Annotated in this window: 14 protein-coding genes; 5 read left to right on the top strand and 9 right to left on the bottom strand. The window is 56.4% G+C overall.

The features are described from left to right. Positions 1–38: 38 nt before the first annotated feature. Genes fucP through VFU50_10375 form a run of 3 tightly spaced genes read left to right on the top strand, consistent with a single transcriptional unit; the run spans position 39 to position 3,094 of the window. Positions 39–1,337: an L-fucose:H+ symporter permease gene (fucP, locus tag VFU50_10365; protein ID HEU5233255.1), complete on the top strand. Its 1,299-nt coding sequence runs from the start codon at positions 39–41 to the stop codon at positions 1,335–1,337. A 5-nt stretch (positions 1,338–1,342) separates the two neighbouring features. Continuing rightward, on the top strand, positions 1,343–1,684 hold the full coding sequence (locus VFU50_10370) for an L-rhamnose mutarotase (GenBank protein HEU5233256.1): 342 nt from the start codon (positions 1,343–1,345) through the stop codon (positions 1,682–1,684). A 27-nt stretch (positions 1,685–1,711) separates the two neighbouring features. Further along, complete coding sequence (locus tag VFU50_10375) at positions 1,712–3,094, top strand: alpha-L-fucosidase (protein ID HEU5233257.1); 1,383 nt, start codon at positions 1,712–1,714, stop codon at positions 3,092–3,094. A 453-nt stretch (positions 3,095–3,547) separates the two neighbouring features. Here the strand turns inward: VFU50_10375 and VFU50_10380 are convergent, their stop codons facing one another. Next, a complete protein-coding gene (locus VFU50_10380; GenBank protein HEU5233258.1) occupies positions 3,548–4,600 on the bottom strand; it encodes a metal-dependent hydrolase in 1,053 nt (350 codons plus the stop codon). 106 nt (positions 4,601–4,706) lie between these two features. Beyond that, positions 4,707–4,958 carry a hypothetical protein gene (locus VFU50_10385; protein HEU5233259.1) on the bottom strand — a complete coding sequence of 84 codons (252 nt, stop codon included), beginning with the start codon at positions 4,956–4,958 and terminating at the stop codon, positions 4,707–4,709. A 117-nt stretch (positions 4,959–5,075) separates the two neighbouring features. On the opposite strand from VFU50_10385, the gene VFU50_10390 reads away from it, so the two are divergent. Together VFU50_10390 and VFU50_10395 are read left to right on the top strand one after the other, a co-directional pair. After that, positions 5,076–7,157, top strand: coding sequence for a M13 family metallopeptidase (locus tag VFU50_10390; protein ID HEU5233260.1), 2,082 nt, complete (start codon positions 5,076–5,078; stop codon positions 7,155–7,157). A 105-nt stretch (positions 7,158–7,262) separates the two neighbouring features. Further along, positions 7,263–8,420 (top strand): lactonase family protein, encoded by a 1,158-nt coding sequence (locus tag VFU50_10395; protein HEU5233261.1) that lies wholly within the window; start codon positions 7,263–7,265, stop codon positions 8,418–8,420. Here the strand turns inward: VFU50_10395 and VFU50_10400 are convergent. From VFU50_10400 to VFU50_10430, 7 genes are all read right to left on the bottom strand, one after another. Continuing rightward, complete coding sequence (locus VFU50_10400) at positions 8,413–9,876, bottom strand: NAD(P)/FAD-dependent oxidoreductase (protein ID HEU5233262.1); 1,464 nt, start codon at positions 9,874–9,876, stop codon at positions 8,413–8,415. The two genes, VFU50_10395 and VFU50_10400, sit on opposite strands and share 8 nt — an antisense overlap. After that, the gene (locus tag VFU50_10405; GenBank protein ID HEU5233263.1) at positions 9,867–11,336 is read right to left on the bottom strand and encodes a CoA-acylating methylmalonate-semialdehyde dehydrogenase; all 1,470 of its coding nucleotides are present in this window, start codon (positions 11,334–11,336) and stop codon (positions 9,867–9,869) included. Before VFU50_10405 ends, VFU50_10400 begins: the two co-directional genes overlap by 10 nt. Before the next feature lie 200 nt (positions 11,337–11,536). Beyond that, the gene (locus VFU50_10410) at positions 11,537–12,277 is read right to left on the bottom strand and encodes a hypothetical protein (protein ID HEU5233264.1); all 741 of its coding nucleotides are present in this window, start codon (positions 12,275–12,277) and stop codon (positions 11,537–11,539) included. Then, positions 12,274–13,578, bottom strand: a complete 1,305-nt coding sequence (locus VFU50_10415; protein HEU5233265.1) for an oligosaccharide flippase family protein — start codon at positions 13,576–13,578, stop codon at positions 12,274–12,276. The genes VFU50_10410 and VFU50_10415 overlap by 4 nt, the downstream gene beginning before the upstream one ends. 162 nt (positions 13,579–13,740) lie before the next feature. After that, a complete protein-coding gene (locus VFU50_10420; protein ID HEU5233266.1) occupies positions 13,741–14,103 on the bottom strand; it encodes an STAS domain-containing protein in 363 nt (120 codons plus the stop codon). Positions 14,104–14,136: 33 nt separating this feature from the next. Next, positions 14,137–15,294, bottom strand: a complete 1,158-nt coding sequence (locus tag VFU50_10425) for a hypothetical protein (protein HEU5233267.1) — start codon at positions 15,292–15,294, stop codon at positions 14,137–14,139. Positions 15,295–15,439: 145 nt separating this feature from the next. After that, positions 15,440–19,702, bottom strand: coding sequence for a tetratricopeptide repeat protein (locus VFU50_10430; protein ID HEU5233268.1), 4,263 nt, complete (start codon positions 19,700–19,702; stop codon positions 15,440–15,442). Between the last annotated feature and the right edge of the window lie 176 nt (positions 19,703–19,878).

A 19,878-nucleotide genomic window follows, 5' to 3' on the forward strand; every position in this document is an offset into this window, starting at 1 on the left:
AGCCAGCAGCCGACCCCATCGCCGGGAAGCGAAGGCCGATGAACACGCACGCCCCTTTGACTGAACGACGCTTCCTTGTTCCTTTCGTTCTGATCACGACCCTCTTTTTTCTATGGGCGTTTGGCGTCAATCTGAACGATATCCTCATTCCCCGCTTCCGCACCGCCTTTGCGCTTAACGACTTTCAATCTTCCTTCATTCAGGTCGCTTTCTTCGGCGGATACTGCTTCGCGGCGTTTCCCGCGGGCAAACTCATGGAACGAATTGGTTACAAGCGCGGAATTCTCATCGGCTTGTGCCTGTGCGCATCAGGAGCGCTGCTGTTCGTACCGGCCTCATCGGTCAGAGTCTACGGCTTCTTTCTTTTGGCGCTGTTTGTAATGGCGTGTGGCCAGAGCTTCCTCGAAGTCGCCTCGAATCCATACGCAACGATTTTGGGACCTGCCCAGAGTTCAGAGCGGCGATTGAATTTTGCGCAATCGTTCAATGCTGTAGGCGCCGTTGCTGCAATGGTGTTGGGGCGTGTGTTCATTTTGACTGGTGTCGAATACACGCCTGCGCAGTTGGCCACTATGACTGGCGCGCAAGTGCATGCTTACCGTGCTGAGCAAGCTAGTACTGTGAAAATTCCGTATGCACTCATCGCCGGCATATTTGTATTTGTGGCTTGCCTCATCATCTTTGCTCATATTCCTGATGTGATTGAAAAAGTTTCTGACTCAGAGACGGAAGAAGATCCTTCCTGGCGCCGCGTGCTCAGCCAAAGTCACCTCGTCAAAGGTGTAATCGCGCAATTCTTTTACGTTGGCGCGCAAGTTGGGGTTGGCAGCTTTGTTATTAGATTTGCGCAACACACGATGCGCAATCTTACGTCGCAGGATGCGTGGTACTACCTTCTGGGGCACTGGATTGGTTTTATGGTAGGTCGTTTTACAGGATCAGCAATCATGAAGCGAGTAAGCCCCTCTCGATTGCTATTCCTGTTTGCTGGGGCTTCATTTACCTGTGCCATTGTCGCAGTCGCTGCGAACGGTCTTGTCCCAGTTTGGGCTGTGGTTCTGATCGGATTCTTTCACTCGATCATGTTCCCAACAATTTTCGCTCTTGGCATTAAGAACCTAGGGCCGCTGACAAAACGCGGTTCGTCTCTGATGGTGATGGCGATCGTTGGTGGCGCGGTGATTCCCGCAGTTATGGGAAAGGTTTCTGATCTGACGAATATACAAACGGCGTTCTTCATTCCACTCATTTGTTACGGCTATATTTTGTACTTCGCTCTCGTCGGCTATCGACCTTCTCCGCTCGCCCTGACAGAAGTCGCGGTAGGGGAGGGATAGCGATCGTGAGTCGCCGTTATTGCCTTGCCCTGGATCTGAAAGACGACCCGCAACTCATCGCCGAGTACAAGCGCTATCACGAGAAGATCTGGCCGGAGATCACGAAGAGCATCAAGGACGCGGGAATCGAGGACCTTGAAATCTATCTCCTCGGCTCACGGCTGTTCATGATCATGGAAGTGAATGAGGCTTTTTCTTTCGCAGCGAAAGCGGAGGCAGATCGCACCAATCCTAAAGTGCAGGAATGGGAAAAGCTGATGTGGAAATTCCAGAAGCCGCTACCGCAGGCAAAGCCCGGCGAGAAGTGGATTCTGATGGATCGCATTTTCAAGCTGGAGCGTTCATAACATCTTCATAATCGAAAGGACCAATTCATGATCGATACTCGAATTTCACGCCGCGCGTGGCTAAAGGGAGTAAGCGCGTCACTCGTTACCGCGGCCACGATGCGCGGCCAGACTGCGCCAACTCAGAGTGCTCCGGCAACTCAGGCTGCGTCCGAAGACCAGCAGCAGACTCCAGTAGGCGAGCCGCCGGCGATTGCTGCCAATCGCGAGCAACGGATGCAATGGTGGCATGCCGCCAAGTTCGGCATGTTCATCCATTGGGGCTTGTACAGCGTGCATGGCCGGCACGAGTGGGCAATGGAAGACGAGGCGATTCCGATCGAGGAGTACATGCAGTTCGCGAAGCAGTTCAAGCCCAAGCCGAATGCGCCGCGCGACTTTGCGCGCCTTGCCAAAGCTGCGGGGCAGAGATACATGGTGCTGACGACCAAGCATCATGAAGGATTCTGCAACTTCGACACCAAGCTGACTAACTATTGCGCAACCAAGCAAGGCCCGGGACGCGATCTGGTACGCGAGTACGTGGAAGCAGCGCGGGCGGAAGGAGTGCGCGTCGGCTTCTATTACTCTCTGATGGATTGGCATCATCCTGACGGCGCGCGGTGCGCAACCGATGAAGCTGCGCGAAGGCGCTTCGTGGACTACACGCATGGTCTGATCCGCGAGCTGATGACCAACTACGGAAAAATCGACGTTCTCTGGTACGACGTTGCATGGCCACTCGATCGCGTAGGCTGGGAATCGGAGAAGATGAATGAGATGGTCTTCGAGCTCCAGCCGGAGATCATCGTGAACAATCGCAACAAGCTGCAGGGCGATTTCTCCACTCCAGAGCAGCACATCACTGCAGAAAAGGGCGGACGCGCGTGGGAATCCTGCATGACGCTCAACGACAGTTGGGGATACCAGCGTGCGGATAACAACTGGAAGAGCGCCAAGACTGTAGTCCGCAACTTGATTCAATGCGCGCGCGACGGCGGCAATTATCTCCTGAACATTGGTCCCCGCGGCGATGGTTCAATTCCGGAAGAGTCGGTGCGCATTCTTGAAGAGGTCGGAAGGTGGATGAGCAAGAACGGCGACACCATCTACAAGTCCGACCTCTGCCAGCCGCGCCGCTCAAACTATGCCAGCTTTACCCGAATTGGGAATACGCTGTTCATGCATGTTCACTACTGGCCGGGTGGCGATGTGGAAATGGGCGGATTGATGACGAAGGCCAAATCGGCGCGGCTTTACGCCACCAATCAAAAGCTCGACTTCAAGCAGGATCCGTATCAGCTCAAAATCTACAACCTGCCTCAGCAGGCGCCGGATCAGCCGGTCACAACCATCGCGATTGAATGCGAGGCCGAGCCAACTCAGGACAACATTTTTGTGCGTAAGGAGAAGCCGCGGGACGGGGTGTAGAACGGACTAGAAATCATGAGACCCACGTGCTATTGGATACACGGTTCGCTCCCAGCCTTTTCGCTGGCTTAGAGAGCGTCGGTTCAAGCATTGCGAAATGTATTCGGAGGACCGTGCTATGGTGAGGCGTATGTTCTAAGGAACAGTGATATATACAGCGATCTTTTATTTTGCGAAGAGAAAATCGTGGAATTTTGCCCAAAATCGGCAAATTCCAGGCTGAGGCAGGGATTTAACAGGGATGCGCATGCTTTCCGGTGGAAGTCATACAGTGCTAACGCTTTACCTCGGTTTTTCGGCAATTGCGGAAAAAGATCAGGGATTCCGCAGGGATTTTTTTGTCCCGAAATGGAACTGATGGCTGAGCCCAGTATCCGAATTGACCAAGCTGGACAGGTAATGCCCACCTCTGTAACGCAGTCCTGCGCCTTCAACCATGGGGATCATTTCACTTCAGTGCCGCTCTTCGCGATCGCCCATCTTCATCAGAACCACTTCCCCTCTGTGATTCACAAAGACGTCAGCCGAAAGCGGTGTGCGCCGCGGGTTCTGCTGTCCGAAGTTGGTGGCCGAGTAGTCGAAGCGGAGATCGCGGAAGTGAACGTCGTAATCCTGACCAGGGGCGGAGGGTGGCTCGGTATCGAGCAATGGGAACCGTGACCAGTCCAGATATGCGCGTCCTAAGGGCGATTTTTTTGCTGCCAGCGTAATCGCGGTATCGGTCGGCTTGTAGAAGATCTTTGCGCGGTCCTGGAGGTCGAGATTGGCTACACGCAAATCGATTGGCATCTTCGCATAGAAGCTCTGTGTTTCGACAACTCCCTCCCACACGAACGGGTTGACCGGATAAGGCATAGCGGCAGCCTTAGCGACAACTTCACCCCGATAATCGGCCGAGGTGAGCAGCGTGACGGCTTTGCGGTGCTGGTAATCGCGAACCCACCATAGAGCCACAACAGCAATCAAGGCCCACACCGCGCACCATCGGCCGCGAAACTTCTCTTTGCGCGCTCCTATCTCGCCGCCTACGAGACCGAAAATCGAGGGCAGAACCAGTCCCAGAAAGAGCGCCACCAGCATGATCGGCTCAACGATGAAAACAATGTCCCAGGAATACCAGCGCCAGTTGAATGGCATCAACGGCCGCACGCCGTAGTTGTTGGTGAAGTCGAGAAGTATGTGGCTAAGCGTGGCGACAATCCCAAAAAGGAACAGCAGTCCCCATCGAGGTGCGAGTGGCGGCTCTTTGCCACGGTGCTTCTGCCAGCGATTAATGCCATAAATGATGGCGAGCACAATCGCAGAATCAATCGGCGCGCCGATGAAGCTGTGCGTGACTCCGCGGTGATGAGCAAGTTCCTCGACTGGGCCTTTGATACCCCACAGAATGTCGACGTCAGGAAATTCGGCTGCCAGCGTCATCATGAGAGTGGCGTAACCACTGGCGCGGTTGAAGCCTGCGCGTCCGATGCATGCGCCGGTAAGGAAGTGTGTGACTGGTTCCATGCGGCGTCGTGCTGCAGTTTCTCTCCAATAAGACGCAAGCTTGCTTTTGCCTGCCGAGATGAACGTTTGAGTGTAACGGACGGGTGCGCGGAACGGGAACCGCCGGCTATTCGTGGTAAACGGTCACAATCGCGATGGCGATGGCCACAACGACTATCGCGATTACGGGGATCGCGATCGCCACAGGATCAAGATGGGCGTGAAGCGGCCTGTTCCAGATCAGGTGGCGCTCACTGCGGAGGATTAAGCTTGGATCGCTGGGATGCTCAATCTGCCAGGGAGGAAATAGAAGAAAGAAGCCTGCACCGAGCACCGTCAGGATAACGGCCAAGAGTAGTTGCCAGGGGCGACGCCTCATTCAAAAAGTATGGCGGCTTGCGGAGAATCGCTCGATACGACTTTGGTGGGAAGGCCCCAGGCGCTTGACCGGAAGGCGTACACTGTTCGGTTTCAAATCATCACCACTGAGGTTGGGATGAAATTTCGTCTGCTCATTTTCATTACATGTCTGTGCGCTGGAGCGCATCTCACAGCGCAAACCAATAACAACGCGAAAACCTCGTCCGAGGAAATTCACGAGATTCACGGCTTCGATATGTCGGCCATGGATCGCAGCGTGAATCCCTGCGACGACTTCTATCAGTTCGTGTGCGGGAACTGGATCAAGAACAACGCGATTCCTCCTGACCAGGGGCGCTGGGGACGCTTCAACCAGCTTGCCGAGCGCAATCGTCTCATTGCGAAACAGATTTTAGAAAAGGCTTCAGCTGACGACCCCAAACGGGACGCCGTCCACCAGAAGATCGGCGACTACTACGCTTCGTGCATGGATGACAAAGCGATTAACGACAAGGGCATCAAACCACTGCAGCCCGAAATCGATCGCATCGACTCCATGAGCGATAAGGACAGTGCCCTCGCCGAGTTGGCCCATTTGCACGAACTCGGGGTTCGCGGCGCAGCCTTCTTCTTTACCTCGAGTCCCGACATGCACAACGCGAATAGCGTGATTGCTTACGCCGATCAAGGCGGGCTCGGCCTTCCCGATCGCGACGATTACCTCAAAGATGACGCGAACTCGAAAGAGAAGCGCGAGAGATATGAGAAGCACGTAGCAAACATGTTCAAGCTCGCCGGTGACAGTGATCCGGACAGCGAGGCCCGCCAGGTGATGGATCTCGAAACCAAGCTGGCGCAGGCTTCGATGGATCGTATCGAGCGCCGCAAGCCGGAGAATCGCGATCATAAGATGACGGTGGCGCAGTTCGCCGCGCTTGCTCCTGACATTGGATTCGAAGAATTTGTGAAGGGCACGACCGCCCCATCGTTCGATTCGCTTAATGTGGGCAATCCGGAGTTCTTCAAGCAGCTGAATGAGCTCGCCAATACTGTTCCATTAGAGGAATGGAAGGCATACTTCAAATGGCACCTGCTGCACGAGTTCGCCGGCGTCCTCTCTGATCCGTTCGTCGAAGAGAACTTTGACTTCTATGGCAAATATCTAGGTGGGGCCAGAGAGCTTGAGGCTCGGTGGAAACGTTGCGAGCGTCTCACGGATCAGCAGCTCGGCGAAGCGCTGGGCCAGCCCTACGTCGCCGAGGAGTTCACGCCTGCCGACAAAGCACGCATGCTGAAGATGGTCGATGAGATCGAAACGGCTTTGAAACAGGACATCGAGAGTCTCGACTGGATGACGCCGGAAACCAAGAAGGCAGCTCTTGTGAAGCTAGGCGACATTCGCAACAAGATCGGCTATCCCAGCAAGTGGCGCGATTATTCGAAGCTGAACATCGTTCGCGGAGATTTTCTCGGCAACGTCGAACGCGCCAATACGTTCGAGGTGAATCGTCAGCTTGCAAAAATCGGCAAGCCGCTCGACCGTACTGAGTTCGGCATGACTCCGCCAACGGTCAATGCGTATTACAGCCCGCCCTTCAACGACATCAACTTCCCTGCTGGAATTCTGCAGCCTCCGTTTTTTGACAAAACCGCGGACGAAGCCGTGAACCTCGGCGGCATCGGCGCCGTGATCGGCCACGAACTCACCCATGGCTTCGATGATCAAGGGCGCAAGTACGACGGCCAAGGCAACCTGCGTGACTGGTGGACGCCGGTTGATGCGCGAGCGTTCGAAGAGCGCGTGTCGTGCATCGCCGACGAATACTCGTCCTTTGAGCCGCTGCCCGATTTGCATATTCGCGGCCGGCTCACGCTAGGCGAGAACACCGCCGACAATGGCGGAGTTCGCGTAGCCATGCGCGCACTACACAACATGGAGGCGGAGCAAGCAAAATCCGGAAAGAGCGGTGCTCAACGCGTGAACACGAAAGCCATCAACGGCTTCACTCCCGAGCAGCGCCTCTTTATCGGCTATGGCCAGATCTGGTGTGAAAACCAGAGCGACGCCGCGCTTCGCCAGCAAGTCCAAACCAATCCGCATTCGCCGGGTAAGTTCCGAGTAATCGGCGTGGTGCAGAACAGCGACGATTTCGCGAAGGCGTTTAGCTGCAAGCCAGGTCAGAAGATGGTGAGCGAGAAGGCTTGCCGCGTTTGGTGAGTCAGAAGCTTCTACCGGACATGCCCGGCCTTCCGCGCCGGGCATGTTGTTATTAAGCCCAATTCTTCTGCGCCCATTCTTCGTGTGCGATACTTTTGCCCACAAATGAAATCCAAATCACGCAGCGTTGTTGTGCTTCTGTTCGCTTTGTTCTCCAGCACGTTGTGCTTCGGCAAGGACGTCCGCACGTCGAAATATCTCCTTTACGTCGGCGCCTACACAGACAAAGGTGCAAAGGGCATTTACGTCTATGGTTACGATCCGGCATCTGGGCAGCTCAGCAATTCTCAAGTGGCCGCTGAGACTGTGAATCCATCGTTCGTCACCATCGATGACAACAAGAAGTTGCTGTACGCCGTCAATGAAATTCAGAAGTACGAGAATGAATCGAGCGGCGGCGTGAGTGCGTTTTCCATTCAGCCTGGTGGGCAGCTTCATTTCCTGAATGAGGTCGCCTCCGGCGGCGCTGATCCGTGTTACATCTCGATCGATAAGACGGGCAAGTATGTGCTCGTGGCGAACTACACCGGAGGCAGCGTTTCGGTGTTTCCTATTCAGCAGGATGGAAGCCTCGGAGCCGTGAGTGCATTTGTTCAGCACAAAGGCTCAGGCCCAAATCGGGAGCGCCAGGAGACAGCACATGCGCACTGGATTGAGACCTCTCCCGATAACCGTTTTGCCATTTCTGCCGATTTGGGAATGGACGAACTGCTCGTCGACCACTTCGACGACTCCACAGGCAAGCTCAGTCCGAATGACCCTCCGTTTGAAAAGACCGAGCCCGGCGCAGGACCCCGGCACCTGGTGTTTGCTGCCAATGGCAAATTCGCCTATGTGATTAACGAATTGCAATCCACCGTTTCAGTGTTCTCCTACGACGCCGCGAAGGGTGTGTTGCATCCCCTGCAGACAATCTCCGCTCTGCCCAAAGAATTCTCAGGCGAGAATACTGCAGCGGAAATTGCAATCCATCCAAATGGACGATTTCTGTTCGCCTCAAATCGCGGGCACGACAGCATCGCAGTTTTTTCGATCGACAAAGCGAAAGGCACGCTGCGGCTCATCGATAACTTCTCTGTGAAAGGCAGGACGCCGCGCAGCTTTGTGGTCGATCCCACCGGCTCGCGTTTGCTGGTTGCGAATCAGGACACTGGGAACATCGTTGTCTTCCGGATCAATCGCAGCACGGGCCGCCTCACCGCCACCGGGCAGGAGGTGAAAGTGCCGGCCCCGGTGTGTCTGAAATTCATCGCGGCTAAGTGAGGCGTTTGAGATTCCGAAGTGCCACCTGCGCAGCATTGTAACCGCACATGCCATGCACGCCGCCCATTGGTGGCGTCGAGGCCGAGCAGATATAGATGTCCTTGGCCGGAGTCGTGTAATAACGCCAGGTTGGACGAAGAATGAATTGCCGCCAATCGGCGAGACCTCCGTTGATGTCTCCTCCAACGAGATTCGGGTTCATGCTCTCAAGATCGGCCGGTTTGAAGACTCGGCGAGCCAGCACGCAGTCGCGAAAGCCGGGAGCGAAGCGCTCGATCTGAGCTTCGAGGCGCGGCAGCATGTCGAAGGTTGAGCCGTTCGGCACATGACAATAAGCCCACGCGATGTGCTTGCCTTCCGGTGCGCGGGTTGAGTCGAACAGTGTGGGTTGAGCCAACAACACGAAGGGACGCTCCGAATGATGTCCGTGCCGAGTTTCGTACTCCGATTGCGCAACCTGTTGCATGGTTCCGCCAAGATGAACTGTCGCTGCTCTCGCGCACTCCCTGGCTTTCCACGGAATCGGCGCCGATAATGCGTAATCGACTTTGAATGCTGCTGGCCCATATCGGTAACTCTGCAAGAGGCGTTTATATGCCGGACTAAAGCGCTCCCCGGCAATCTGCAGGAGCTGTCGCGGTGTGACATCGCAAAGTGCAACGGTGAAATCACGGAGCGAATTTACGTCTGTCACGCGCCGCGATACTGTCACTGTTCCCCCAACCTTCTGCAGGTAACCGATCAGAGCATTCGTGATCGACTGTGATCCGCCACACGGAATCGGCCAGCCCACTGCGTGCGCGGTGATGCCGAAGATCAGTCCCACAGCGGCGGTCATAGGTTCGTCGAGCGCAAGAAAAGAGTGTGCCGCCAAACCGGCGAACAGCGCTCTTGTGCGTTCGCTTTGGAAACAGCGGTTGGCCAGGAATTGCGCCGAAGGCAGGCCATGAAGCCCGAATTTAGCCAGCCGCAGCGGATGCCGCGGAATACGTAGTAAAGGGCTGAGAAGATCGGGAGCCACTTCCGGCCAGCATCCTGCAAGCGGACCGATCAGCTTCCGCCAGGCTTGCCCGTCCTCGCCGAATTCGCGTACCGCGTCGGAAAGATTGCGTTCCAGCAAGACAGCAGTGCCATCATCCAGCGGATGAGCGACAACAGACGGCGAGTGAATCCATCCGAGCCCGTGTTCCCGAAGTGGGAGAGAGGAAAAGAACGGTGATCCGACTGCCATCGGATGCACAGCCGACCCGAAGTCGTGATGGAAGCCGGGCAGCGTGAGCTCCATGGTGCGCGCACCGCCTCCGGCTTGTGCCTCAGCTTCGAAAACTTCGACCTGCATTCCGGCTCGCGCGAGGACGATGGCAGCCGCAAGTCCGTTTGGCCCTGCTCCGATGACAACTGCGCGTGAGTTTGGCGCAGCCGGATTTCTCGAGGCGTGGGCGTCGCCTACGGCCATCGGCAGGTCACGACGCGCGTTTCGGTGTAGAACTTCACGCCGTCTTTGCCGAGCGCGTGCAAATCTCCGAAGAACGATCCTTTCCAGCCGGTGAACGGAAAGATCGCGACCGGAGCTGGAACACCAACATTGATGCCGACCATTCCTGTTTGTACTTTCGCGCTGAACTCGCGAGCAACTTGTCCCGATCTGGTGAAGATTGAAGAAGCGTTGCCGTACTCCGAGCCGTTCACGATATCAATCGCTTCTTCAAGGGTCTTGGCCCGCACTACGGACAGAACGGGGCCAAAAATTTCTTCGCGAGCAATGCGCATGGAGGGACTCACGTGATCAAAAATAGTCGGACCGACGAAGTAGCCGTCGGAGTCGCAGCAGGAATCTTTACGTCCATCGCGCGCCAGCTTCGCTCCTTCTTTCTCCCCGACTTCGATGTAGCTGAGGATGCGCTTCTTGGCCTCACTGTTGATGATCGGTCCCATGATGGTGTCGCGCTCGGAACCGTCGCCAACTTTCATATCGTCGGAGGCTTTTTTCAGAGCAGCGAGTAGCGGGTCTGCGGCTTCGCCGACCGCAACCACCACGCTGGTTGCGACACAGCGTTCGCCGGCGCATCCGAACGATGAAGACATGATGGTGGCGGCCGAATGCTTCATGTCGGCATCCGGCATCACCACCGAATGGTTCTTCGCTCCACCCAGCGCCTGCACGCGTTTTCCATTCGCAGCCGCCGTGGTGTAGATGTACTTCGCCACTGGACTCGAGCCCACAAACGAAACCGCTTTCACGCGCGGATCGGTTAACAGCCGATCGACAACATCCTTCGTTCCGTGCACCAGGTTCATGACTCCAGCCGGCAGCCCGGCGTCATGCACTAGCTCCAGGAGGCGCACCGCAGATCGTGGCACGCGCTCGGAAGGCTTGAGCACAAAGGTATTTCCACACGCGATGGCGACAGGGAACATCCAAAGCGGAACCATGAGTGGGAAGTTGAATGGCGTGATTCCTACGCAAACGCCCAGCGGATGGCGCGTGGACCATCCATCCACATCGGAGCCCACGTGCTCCACCGTCTCGCCCATCATCAGACTCGATACGCCGCATGCAAACTCGACGCATTCCAGCCCACGCTGAAACGATCCGCGCGCTTCATCGTAAACTTTGCCGTTTTCCTCGATAATGAGCGCGATCAGTTCGTCGGCATGCTTTTCCATGAGCTCATGGAAATGGAAAAGCACGCGGCACCGGTTGAGGACGGGCATGGCGCTCCAGGCGGGAAACGCCGCCTGGGCTGCTCCGATTGCTGCCGAGACTTCATCGGGCGTGCACAACGGAATTTCAGCAACCGGCTCCCCAGTTGCTGGATTGTGTTGGATGAGAACTTCTCCGCGAGAAATCTGCGGCTTACCGTTGATGTAAATCGGACAAGACTTGAGCTGGGTGGCAATGGCACTGCTGGACATGATTCGCCCCTCAACGAACCTACGAATGTTAGGCCGAAGAAGACGAGGAATCAACCCGCGAAGAACTGGGTGCCAACCGACGCTTGGTCGCCCATTTTGGCACAGCTGGAACTGAGAGCTGAAGAAACTCCAGAGTAGCTGAATTGCCTCTGCAATCGCGTGAGGAGCGTCTTTTGTGCTCACTCACGCAGTTGCAGACGTTACTTTGCTTCGGCCTTTTGGGCTTTCACCAACTCCGTGCCGAGCGCGTCGGCAGTATCGGCTTCACCGAGCCGTGCTAATGCGCGATTGATGTCCGCCTCTTTATCCACCAGGTTGCGCAAGCGGTTTTTAAGGTACGCCCACAACGTCGGAATGTTCGTGTCGTACCAGCAAGACTCGTACATGTGCGGCGACAATCCGCAGATGATGCGGAAGCCGGTGTGTACGAGATGCGGTGACACCAGCATCGCTGCCGCCAACCGGTGATTGCCTTCGAGAATCGTCAGCGGCTGTTCTTCGTCGACGCCAATCAGCAGTACAGCGGAGTTCACCGAATCGCGCTGCAGGCGATAGCGGAGCAGTTGGATTTTCGAGAACGCCGGATCTGATTTGGCGATCGCCGACCCGCGAATACGCTTCACAATCTCGCTCAGCAGGAAGCTGCCGTCAGAGATCTTGCGCCAGTGTGCGCGCGGGAAGACGCGAATGCGTCTCAGATCTTCGGCATCGATTTCGGCTTCATGCCAGACGGTGTCGCGCGGAACTTCGCGCCACATGTGTCCGCGGCGGCGATAGAGCAGCGCGCGGCGAACTGCGTTTTGCGCTTCGTCGGCCAGATCCGGATCGAGTACGATCGCTTCATACTGATCGCGGTCGCGATCATATTCTTTTTGATAAAACTCATTCTTCAGAAACTCAGCAATAACTTCTGCCTCGGTTATGCGGCGCTTGAGAATCATGCGACCTCCTTCCATCGCAAACTTCTGATGGAACGCAAAAATGGGAGTGAAACTACGAGCAGCATCAGCAGCATCAGCACGATCTGCACGACAATCACCTGTCGCAAACTGGAATGAAGCATGTAGATCAGCAAGACCAGCGCTCCGCTGAATATCAGTTGTACCCAGCCTGTATTCGCAATCTTGCGGGACATTTCATAGGTCATGAGCACGACAGCCAGGGCATACAGTCCGGTAGCTACCGCGTACAGACTTAGCAAGGGCTCGGCGGAGCGGAAGCCTTCGCCGAGTATGAGGTGAATGATGAATCCTGGGAAGAGCGCCAGGACGACTACGAACGCGAGCGACATCAGCAACACGATCATGAAGGGCAGCAGCAGCACGTGAACCTTGTTCTGATCGTCTTTTGCCGCGGCGCTGATCGGGAACATGGCACTGACGATCGACCAGGCCGCGAAGTAGAGCACACGTCCAACCAGGGCGACCGCCGCGTACAAGCCGGCCAGTTCTGAAGCAAAAAAATGCTTCACAAGGATGATGTCGATGTTGTTGATCACTACTTGTCCGACAAAGAAGACGATTGCCTGCATCCCCTCACGGAAAGATGCAGGAACGAGCGTCTTGCTGCCTGCGTCATCTTGTGCCTTGGGACTTCGGATGAGGACGGCGGCGAGAATTGACGCTGAGATCGCGCCGACGGCACCCATCACTCCATAGCCGAGTTCCACCAGTAGGATGGCGCAGGCCAATTTGGAACCAGCCTCAAGGATGTAATTCCGCGATAATGCGCCGAATGCGCACAATCCCTGCATGTTGCCGCGCTTAACACCCAACGGTGTATAGAAAGCCATTCCCAAGGCGAAAACAGCGAGCACCCAGGAGTTTGGCATCTGCAGATACGCGGCAACCGGCTTCTGCGCGAGCGTCAGTCCAATGGCGATTGCAATGCCAACAATCCACGCGCGCTTTCGCAGCCCATGAAAAACCGCTAACTTTCCGAATGTGCTCTCATTGCGCGCAACGAATTTTGCGCAGACCATCTGGAAAGAGAGGCTCACGGCAGAGGCGAGCATCAGCAGCGTGACCACTGCAGCCACTTGTGCAAACAGCGATGGGCCAAGCAGGCGGGCCATCGAGACGTTAAACCCGAAGTTGATGGCTGCCACCAGCACTGAGCCAACCAGCATTACGATGCTTCCGCTCAAAACGCGCGATGCGGCTCCGCGCTCGCGCCAATCATTTAAGCGCCATCGCCAGCCATTGCGAAGGGGAAGGGAAATTGTTTCGGAACCCGAGTTCATCTGCTGCTTACGTGCTGCTGCTTTGGATGTAGAAAACCGTCAACAAGGTTTCTGCAGTGATTGCTGGAGCTGGGATGGGAGTCGGTAACGTTTGCGGTAGCGAATGGGCCTGGCTTATACCGACACCCATCCGTTACCGAGGACGGTACGGACGTGAACTTGTTAAGCCGCCAACCTCTCTGTAGATACTGGCTGCTGAAAGACCGGAATGGGACGCATCGCGTTGGGCAAAAAGCCGGAGAAGCTGCGTGCTGCTTCGGTTGATGTCTCGTAAATTTCGAACATCCTGTCCGTGCGCGTGAGTTCCAGCACCATCGCGGCTTGCGGCGAGAGTGAGGCCAGCTTGAGATCGCCGTCGCGCTTCATGACCTCGGAGACGCAGTGCAGGAGCATCTCGACGCCGGCGGCATCCAGCTGTCGTACTGCAGAAAGATCGAAGACAAGCTGCGGACGATCGGCGCTGAGGAATGGCTGTACATCCGAAAGAAACTTGCGAGCTTCGCGCTGGTTTACTTTCTCGGGCATGCGTTTCACGACTACGGGCCTGCTGAGTTCCATCTATTCCCTCACTCTGGCAATCACACTTGAAGTCAACGCCGCGTGCTCCTGCACGGCAGGGCGAGTTACTGCAGCGGCATCAAAGCCGGACGGACACTCGACTTCGGCAGGCGCCGGCTTGGGCTTGGAGCCGCCAATAAAGCTGCGAATGAACTGACGCGGAATGAATGTCGCGAGGTTGGCGGCATCCTGTAAGGTACGCAACGCCGACGCTGCAGGCACGGCTGAGACCAGGCTCTTGTCTTCCACCTCAAGCTCGGCTCGGTACTTCATACTCACGATTCGCTTGTTTCCCAGGATGGAATGACTCAAATCCAATCCGGCGCCCAAATAAGAAAGCGGCAGCAACGTGCTGGCTTCTACAACGCTGCCGCAATCGACGACGCTGTGATGTTCGATGGCACTACCGCGAGTAATCAATGCGCCTTTGCGGACTTTGCTGTAGGGTCCGACGTAACACGGAGCCACAAGCCGCACGCTGCGATGGACTCTCGCACCGGTTCCGATCCAAATGCCTGGACGAACCTGCTCGCCCGCCGGCTGAATCGACGTCTTCAACGAAAAGCTGTCGAGCACGAGGCGGTGAAAGTCGGCGGCATTCCGCAGCGAATTGACGTACCCGCGCGTCATGAATGGCTTGGCCGATACGCGCATCTTGACCAGCTTGCTGCGCAAGAGGAAGGCAGCATCGTTGCGGCGGGAAGAGGAGAGCACGAAGAAATCCAGTGCTCCGTTCTCTTGCGCTACCTGCGTGACATGATTGCGTTGATCGAGATGAAATTGAATGAGTGGATCGATTTCAATTTCGGTGTAAGTTCCGAGCCTGACCAGCAGGACAAGATCGGCGCCAGAGTGCACGAATTCGTCGAACTGTTCTTCCGCTTCCCGCCAGGCTTGCTGAGCTGAAACATCCTTCCACTTCAGGTCGGAGCGGCGCGCGTCCTCGACCAGCGGCGAGGAGCATTCGCCAGTGTTGAGCACCGCAATGGAATCTATTCCGGCCTTTTTCAGCCGATCGACAAAGCGATGCAGGAGAGGCTTTCCGAGAACGGGAAGCAACGAAAGCGGCACGCCAGAGAAGCTCTCTCGATCAGGCGAAGCTGCAGCGACATCGCTTGCATCCGGATTCCCGATGAGGAGAATTGCTCTTACATCCATTGCCCCCTCCGGAGCTCGAGCCTGCGAGCACTGTTCGAAGGTGCAAATCGAAAAAATCGATCCGAGTTGCGGTGGTCGTGATCACGCGACGGCAGATACAAAAGCGCTAACACGCAAGCTTTACTCATCGGGCCCCTCTGGCTCGTTAAAATAACGTCAGACGAATAACTGGAACGATTTCTGTCTGTCCGCTGCCAGCTAAGTTAAAGAAATTTTGTTGTTGCACGCCGACCGAGAATCGAATCGGATACTCGACCGGAAACTCACCTAGTCCATCACGCTGGTTCTGGCGTAAGGGCTTTAGGTAAGAGATGTAAATTCCACTCTGCACGTTGTCATAAGCGTGCAGCAAAGGATCTTTGCCGCGGCCGGATTGCCAGGCAAAGTTGCCGTCTACCGTCCACTTCTCTGTCGGCCGGTATTCAAACGTTGCCGCCGGCATAAAAGCTTCAGCACGCGCATATTGCGGCGCTTCAACTCTCCATGAACGAATCATTTGCACCATCGGTGTAAGCGTCAGCTTTTGCCCGAATTGGCGCTGGAATCCGACGTAAGAAGAAGTCGAGAAGAACTCGCTGACCACGGGATTGAACTGCAAATCGCGAATGGTGTAGCCGGTAACCAGCGCGTTCTTACCCCAAGGGCGGCCGACCGTGAAATCAAGGCGCGCTCCCTTCTCTCCTGAGCTGAGATGCTGCAGCGTGAACGGACCAGACTCGTGGTAGGCCATTCCGCGAATGGTGAGCGCATTGAACAGCGGGCTCGACGACATATACGCGAACTGCCGGAACAGGTTTTGATTGACATCGAACTTCGTCCGCTCATTGCTATCGCGGCGCACCGTGAACTGCAGTCCAGTGTTGAACGCGAACTTGGCCGAGCCAAGCCGTAGGACAGGATTGATGCCGCCGTTCAGGTTGTAGTTGTTAGTGTCCGTGGCAACAACTCGTGACGCAAAGGGCAGAGAGTAGTTGCCGGCGTAGTGATCCAGCTGAAAAAAGCCGCTCACAACCGGAATTCCCGGTCCGGGATGATATCGGTAGCCCTGCGTGAATTGCGTCTCAACCAGTCGACGGCCGGTGGGTAGCTGGCTGGTGTTGCCGCTCAATCCTGCAAGCCGCGCATCGGTCGTGTAGATGGTGGAATCATCGAAGACCGGAGCAATGGAAAAATCGGAAAGGACGTTCACGTTGCCGGTGATCGGCATTCCCGCTTCTCCGGCGGCTTCATGCAAGCTGCGCTGGACTTCGTTGTTGTCGTTCTCCGGAGCCAGTGCATTGGCGCGGGCAAAGGCGCTTACTGCATCGGGCATGTCGTGCCGCATGCGATAAATGGAGCCTTCAGCCAGCATGTAGTCATAGTCATCGAGATACTGATCGCGATTCCCTAAGCTCGCCAGGTACTGTTCGGCGCCACGATCATCTCCCTGCGCCAAGGCGACGTTCGCCATGCCAATTGCGACTTGCTCATCGGCGGCGCCGGCTTCTTTCGCGCGCTCGTATAGCTTCTGCGCCAGATCGAAGTCGTTCATCGACAGGAAGATGTTTCCTGCAGCCACCAAGTCATCCGCTGTGGCCGGCATCGACTCGCCGACGCGGGCTTCGGTGAATCCCAGCGCTACCTGCTGGCGCGCGTCGTCGTACTTGTGCTGATTCACGAACAACCGCGCGAACGCGAGGCGGGTTTCCACGCGATTTGTGTCGGGGGCATCGAGCGCGCGTGCGAAGCGCTGTTGCGCAGCATCTTTTTCGCCGAGCAGCAGCAGTGCATCGCCGGTGGCGAGCAGCACCGCGCCTTGATCCGCAGCCTGATCTTCGGCGAGCTTCACATCTTCGAGCGTTGCCGAGCGCATCTTGAGCTCAGCTTCGGCGTGAGCCCGCTGGGCATAGAGGAATGGGTCGTCGGATTCCTCGCGAATGGCGATGGTTAGCTGATCGATGGCTGGCTTGTATTTATGCTCGTAATACAGTGTGTCAGCCAACGCGGTGTGCAGCGAGACGTCGCTGGGCGACATAGTGATCGCCGCCCGATACTCGGTTTCCGCCTTCTGCAACTGGCGAAGTTGGCGGTACGCGGTTGCTTTTACTTCGTGCGTGGCGGCCGAAACGCCAAGAAGTTTTTCCGCCTGCGCCACCTGATCGAGTGCCGCGTGCGAACGATGCAGTTCGAGATTCGAGAACGCCGCTCCAAGGCGCGCACTGCCGTTGTTCGGCTGGAGTTTCAGCGCCTGAGTGAAGTCGGCTATGGCGGCGTCGGCATCCTGCAGATCGTTTTCGACGTAGCCGCGGTTTACGAATGCCTCGACCATCTTGGGATCGCGCTGAAGAGCCCGTCCGTAGTCGTCCACGGCTTTGTCCAGCAATCCTTGCTGCTTGTGCACGTGTCCTTGCAACAACGGGAAGTTTGGTTCCTGCGGCAACATGACTTCATAGCGAGAAGCGAGTGCCAGAGTGTCGTCGTAGCGACCGAGGTTATAAAGCGCGTAGGCAAGGTATACGGCGCCATCGAGATCCTTCGGACGCTGAGCCAGAACTTTGTAACCAAACTGTGCAGATTCGCGATACTTGCCTTCAAAGAACAGCGACCGCTCCCACTCACGCTGTACGCGCGGGTCGTCCATCATCGCGGGGGTGGAGCGGTGTACCCACACCTGGGCTAATTGGAACTTGTGGTTCTGAATCGCGGCATTGGCGCCGCCTGCGACCAGCGCCGGACTCTGCGGAGCGAGCTTATAGCCTTGCTCGTAAGCGACCTCTGCCTGGTCGAGCTTGTCGATGGCCGTATACATGTCGCCGAGGGCGAGATACGGAACGTAATCGTCGGGATACAGTTTCGCCATCTGGTAGAAGTACTGTTCCGCTTCGGGAATCTTGCCCATGTCGCGCATGAGATATCCCAGGCTTTCGAGCGCGAAGCGGTTGGCTGGATCGTGCTTCAGAACCGCCAGATAGATCTGCTGGGCATCGCTCTTCTTCTGTTGAATCCAGAGAAGGTTGGCATATTGGAGCTCGATGTTGGAGTTGTTCGGATCGAGCTGCATGGCGTCCTGCAGGTCTTTGGCGGCGGCAGCGTAATTCTGACTGCCCATTGCGATGGAGGCGCGAACGCGAAGGAACTCGGCTTTCTGCGGACCTTCCACCTGAATCTTATCGATCGCCTGTTCGGCCAGAGCGATCTGCTGCTGAGCGGCCGCATTGTTACCCAAACCTTTGTAGATCTCTGAGAGATTCAGGCGCAGTTCAATTGGGAAGATTGGTCCTTCCGGAACATCTTCCGGCATGCGCGCCAAGGCGGCTTCGTACTCCTGCGCGGCCACGGCATCTTTGTTCTGTGATTTCGCCAGCGAAGCGCGGACCGCGTGCAGGCGGTAGTAATCCGGATCGATGGTCGCGGCCTGACTGATGAATTGCTGCGCTTTGTCGAAATTGTTCAAGCGCATCCACGCCTGCGCCGCGCTTAGCTGTGCATTGATGTTCTTTGGATCGCTCGCTGCATACTTCGAGTAAGTGTCGGCTGCTTCCTGCTTCATGCCTGCAAGATCGTAGGTGTAGCCGAGGTCGGCAAGGAGATCCGGTTTCTGTATCGGCGCGCTCTTCAATGTTGCGATTGCGCCCTGATAGTCGTGTCCCTCGCGCTGGAAATTTGCGACTGCGCGGAAGATGTCGATGTTGTTGGGATCGCGACGGCGCGCCATGTCGAGCAATTGCTTGGCGCGTGCGGTCTCGTGCTGCTTCATGTAGCCGATTGCCATCAGCAGCTCGGCATGAGCGGATGGCTTGATCTGCTCGGCGTGCTGCAGGATCTTGAGAGCCTGCGGAATGTCTCCACTCTGCATGAACAGTTCGCCGGCCATCATCTGATCGTCAATACGGTTCGGATACTTCTGAATGACGTCGAGCAGCATGCGCTTGGCATCGTCGACGCGGCCCTGACGAAAGTAGGTCTGCGCCAGTCCCGACATTCCGTCGGGAGAATTGGGCGAAAGCTGGAGTCCGTGCTTGTATGCTCGTTCCGAATCGGAGAGATGTCCGGCAAGCCGAGCAGCGTATCCTAAAGTGAACCAGGTGGATTTATCTCCGGGAGCCATATCTACTGCGCGCTTTGCGTGTTCATAAGCAGCCGGCGCATTGTTATGGCGCAGAGCGTCATCGGCAGCCCGCTGTTGACGCGTGGCTTCAATGCTCGATCCAAATTGAAGGCTGTTCTCCTCAGGAGCAACCGAAGGCGCGGAGGATTTTCCCGCCTTATGCCGCGCTTGACTCTTCTGCTGCGCGGGCTGGCTCTGTCCGCCGACTTCCCAGGTTTGCGCCAAACAGGACGAAGTGGCGAGCGCAACAACTACAAATGCGGTTTTCCACGCCAATGCGAGGGGCGCGAAATCTTTTGCTTCCGAACTACTCTTCATCATCTCTGCAGGGGTGAACTCTGGTTCAGATTGCGTGCGGGTTGAACAGCAGAACTGCACGCGGAAGCGACAACCGCTTCAGCAGCAGCTCTGCCGACCAACAGCTTGGATGCGAGCAGAGTGTCTAAGAGTTAGCCGAAAAACGGCTTTCGGCATTCGGCTGTCGGCGTTCGGCCAGC

Source organism: Terriglobales bacterium, from assembly GCA_035764005.1.
In the GTDB taxonomy this organism is placed as follows: domain Bacteria; phylum Acidobacteriota; class Terriglobia; order Terriglobales; family Acidobacteriaceae; genus Gp1-AA112.

Bases quoted from the DNA above. Each gene is read 5' to 3' on its own strand.
- VFU50_10395 (HEU5233261.1), top strand. From the start codon at position 7,263: ATGAAATCCAAATCACGCAGCGTTGTTGTGCTTCTGTTCGCTTTGTTC.
- VFU50_10415 (HEU5233265.1), bottom strand. From the start codon at position 13,578: ATGAACTCGGGTTCCGAAACAATTTCCCTTCCCCTTCGCAATGGCTGG.
- VFU50_10375 (HEU5233257.1), top strand. From the start codon at position 1,712: ATGATCGATACTCGAATTTCACGCCGCGCGTGGCTAAAGGGAGTAAGC.
- VFU50_10405 (HEU5233263.1), bottom strand. From the start codon at position 11,336: ATGTCCAGCAGTGCCATTGCCACCCAGCTCAAGTCTTGTCCGATTTAC.
- VFU50_10400 (HEU5233262.1), bottom strand. From the start codon at position 9,876: ATGGCCGTAGGCGACGCCCACGCCTCGAGAAATCCGGCTGCGCCAAAC.
- VFU50_10420 (HEU5233266.1), bottom strand. From the start codon at position 14,103: ATGCCCGAGAAAGTAAACCAGCGCGAAGCTCGCAAGTTTCTTTCGGAT.
- fucP (HEU5233255.1), top strand. From the start codon at position 39: ATGAACACGCACGCCCCTTTGACTGAACGACGCTTCCTTGTTCCTTTC.
- VFU50_10430 (HEU5233268.1), bottom strand. From the start codon at position 19,702: ATGATGAAGAGTAGTTCGGAAGCAAAAGATTTCGCGCCCCTCGCATTG.
- VFU50_10425 (HEU5233267.1), bottom strand. From the start codon at position 15,294: ATGGATGTAAGAGCAATTCTCCTCATCGGGAATCCGGATGCAAGCGAT.
- VFU50_10385 (HEU5233259.1), bottom strand. From the start codon at position 4,958: ATGAGGCGTCGCCCCTGGCAACTACTCTTGGCCGTTATCCTGACGGTG.
- VFU50_10410 (HEU5233264.1), bottom strand. From the start codon at position 12,277: ATGATTCTCAAGCGCCGCATAACCGAGGCAGAAGTTATTGCTGAGTTT.
- VFU50_10380 (HEU5233258.1), bottom strand. From the start codon at position 4,600: ATGGAACCAGTCACACACTTCCTTACCGGCGCATGCATCGGACGCGCA.
- VFU50_10390 (HEU5233260.1), top strand. From the start codon at position 5,076: ATGAAATTTCGTCTGCTCATTTTCATTACATGTCTGTGCGCTGGAGCG.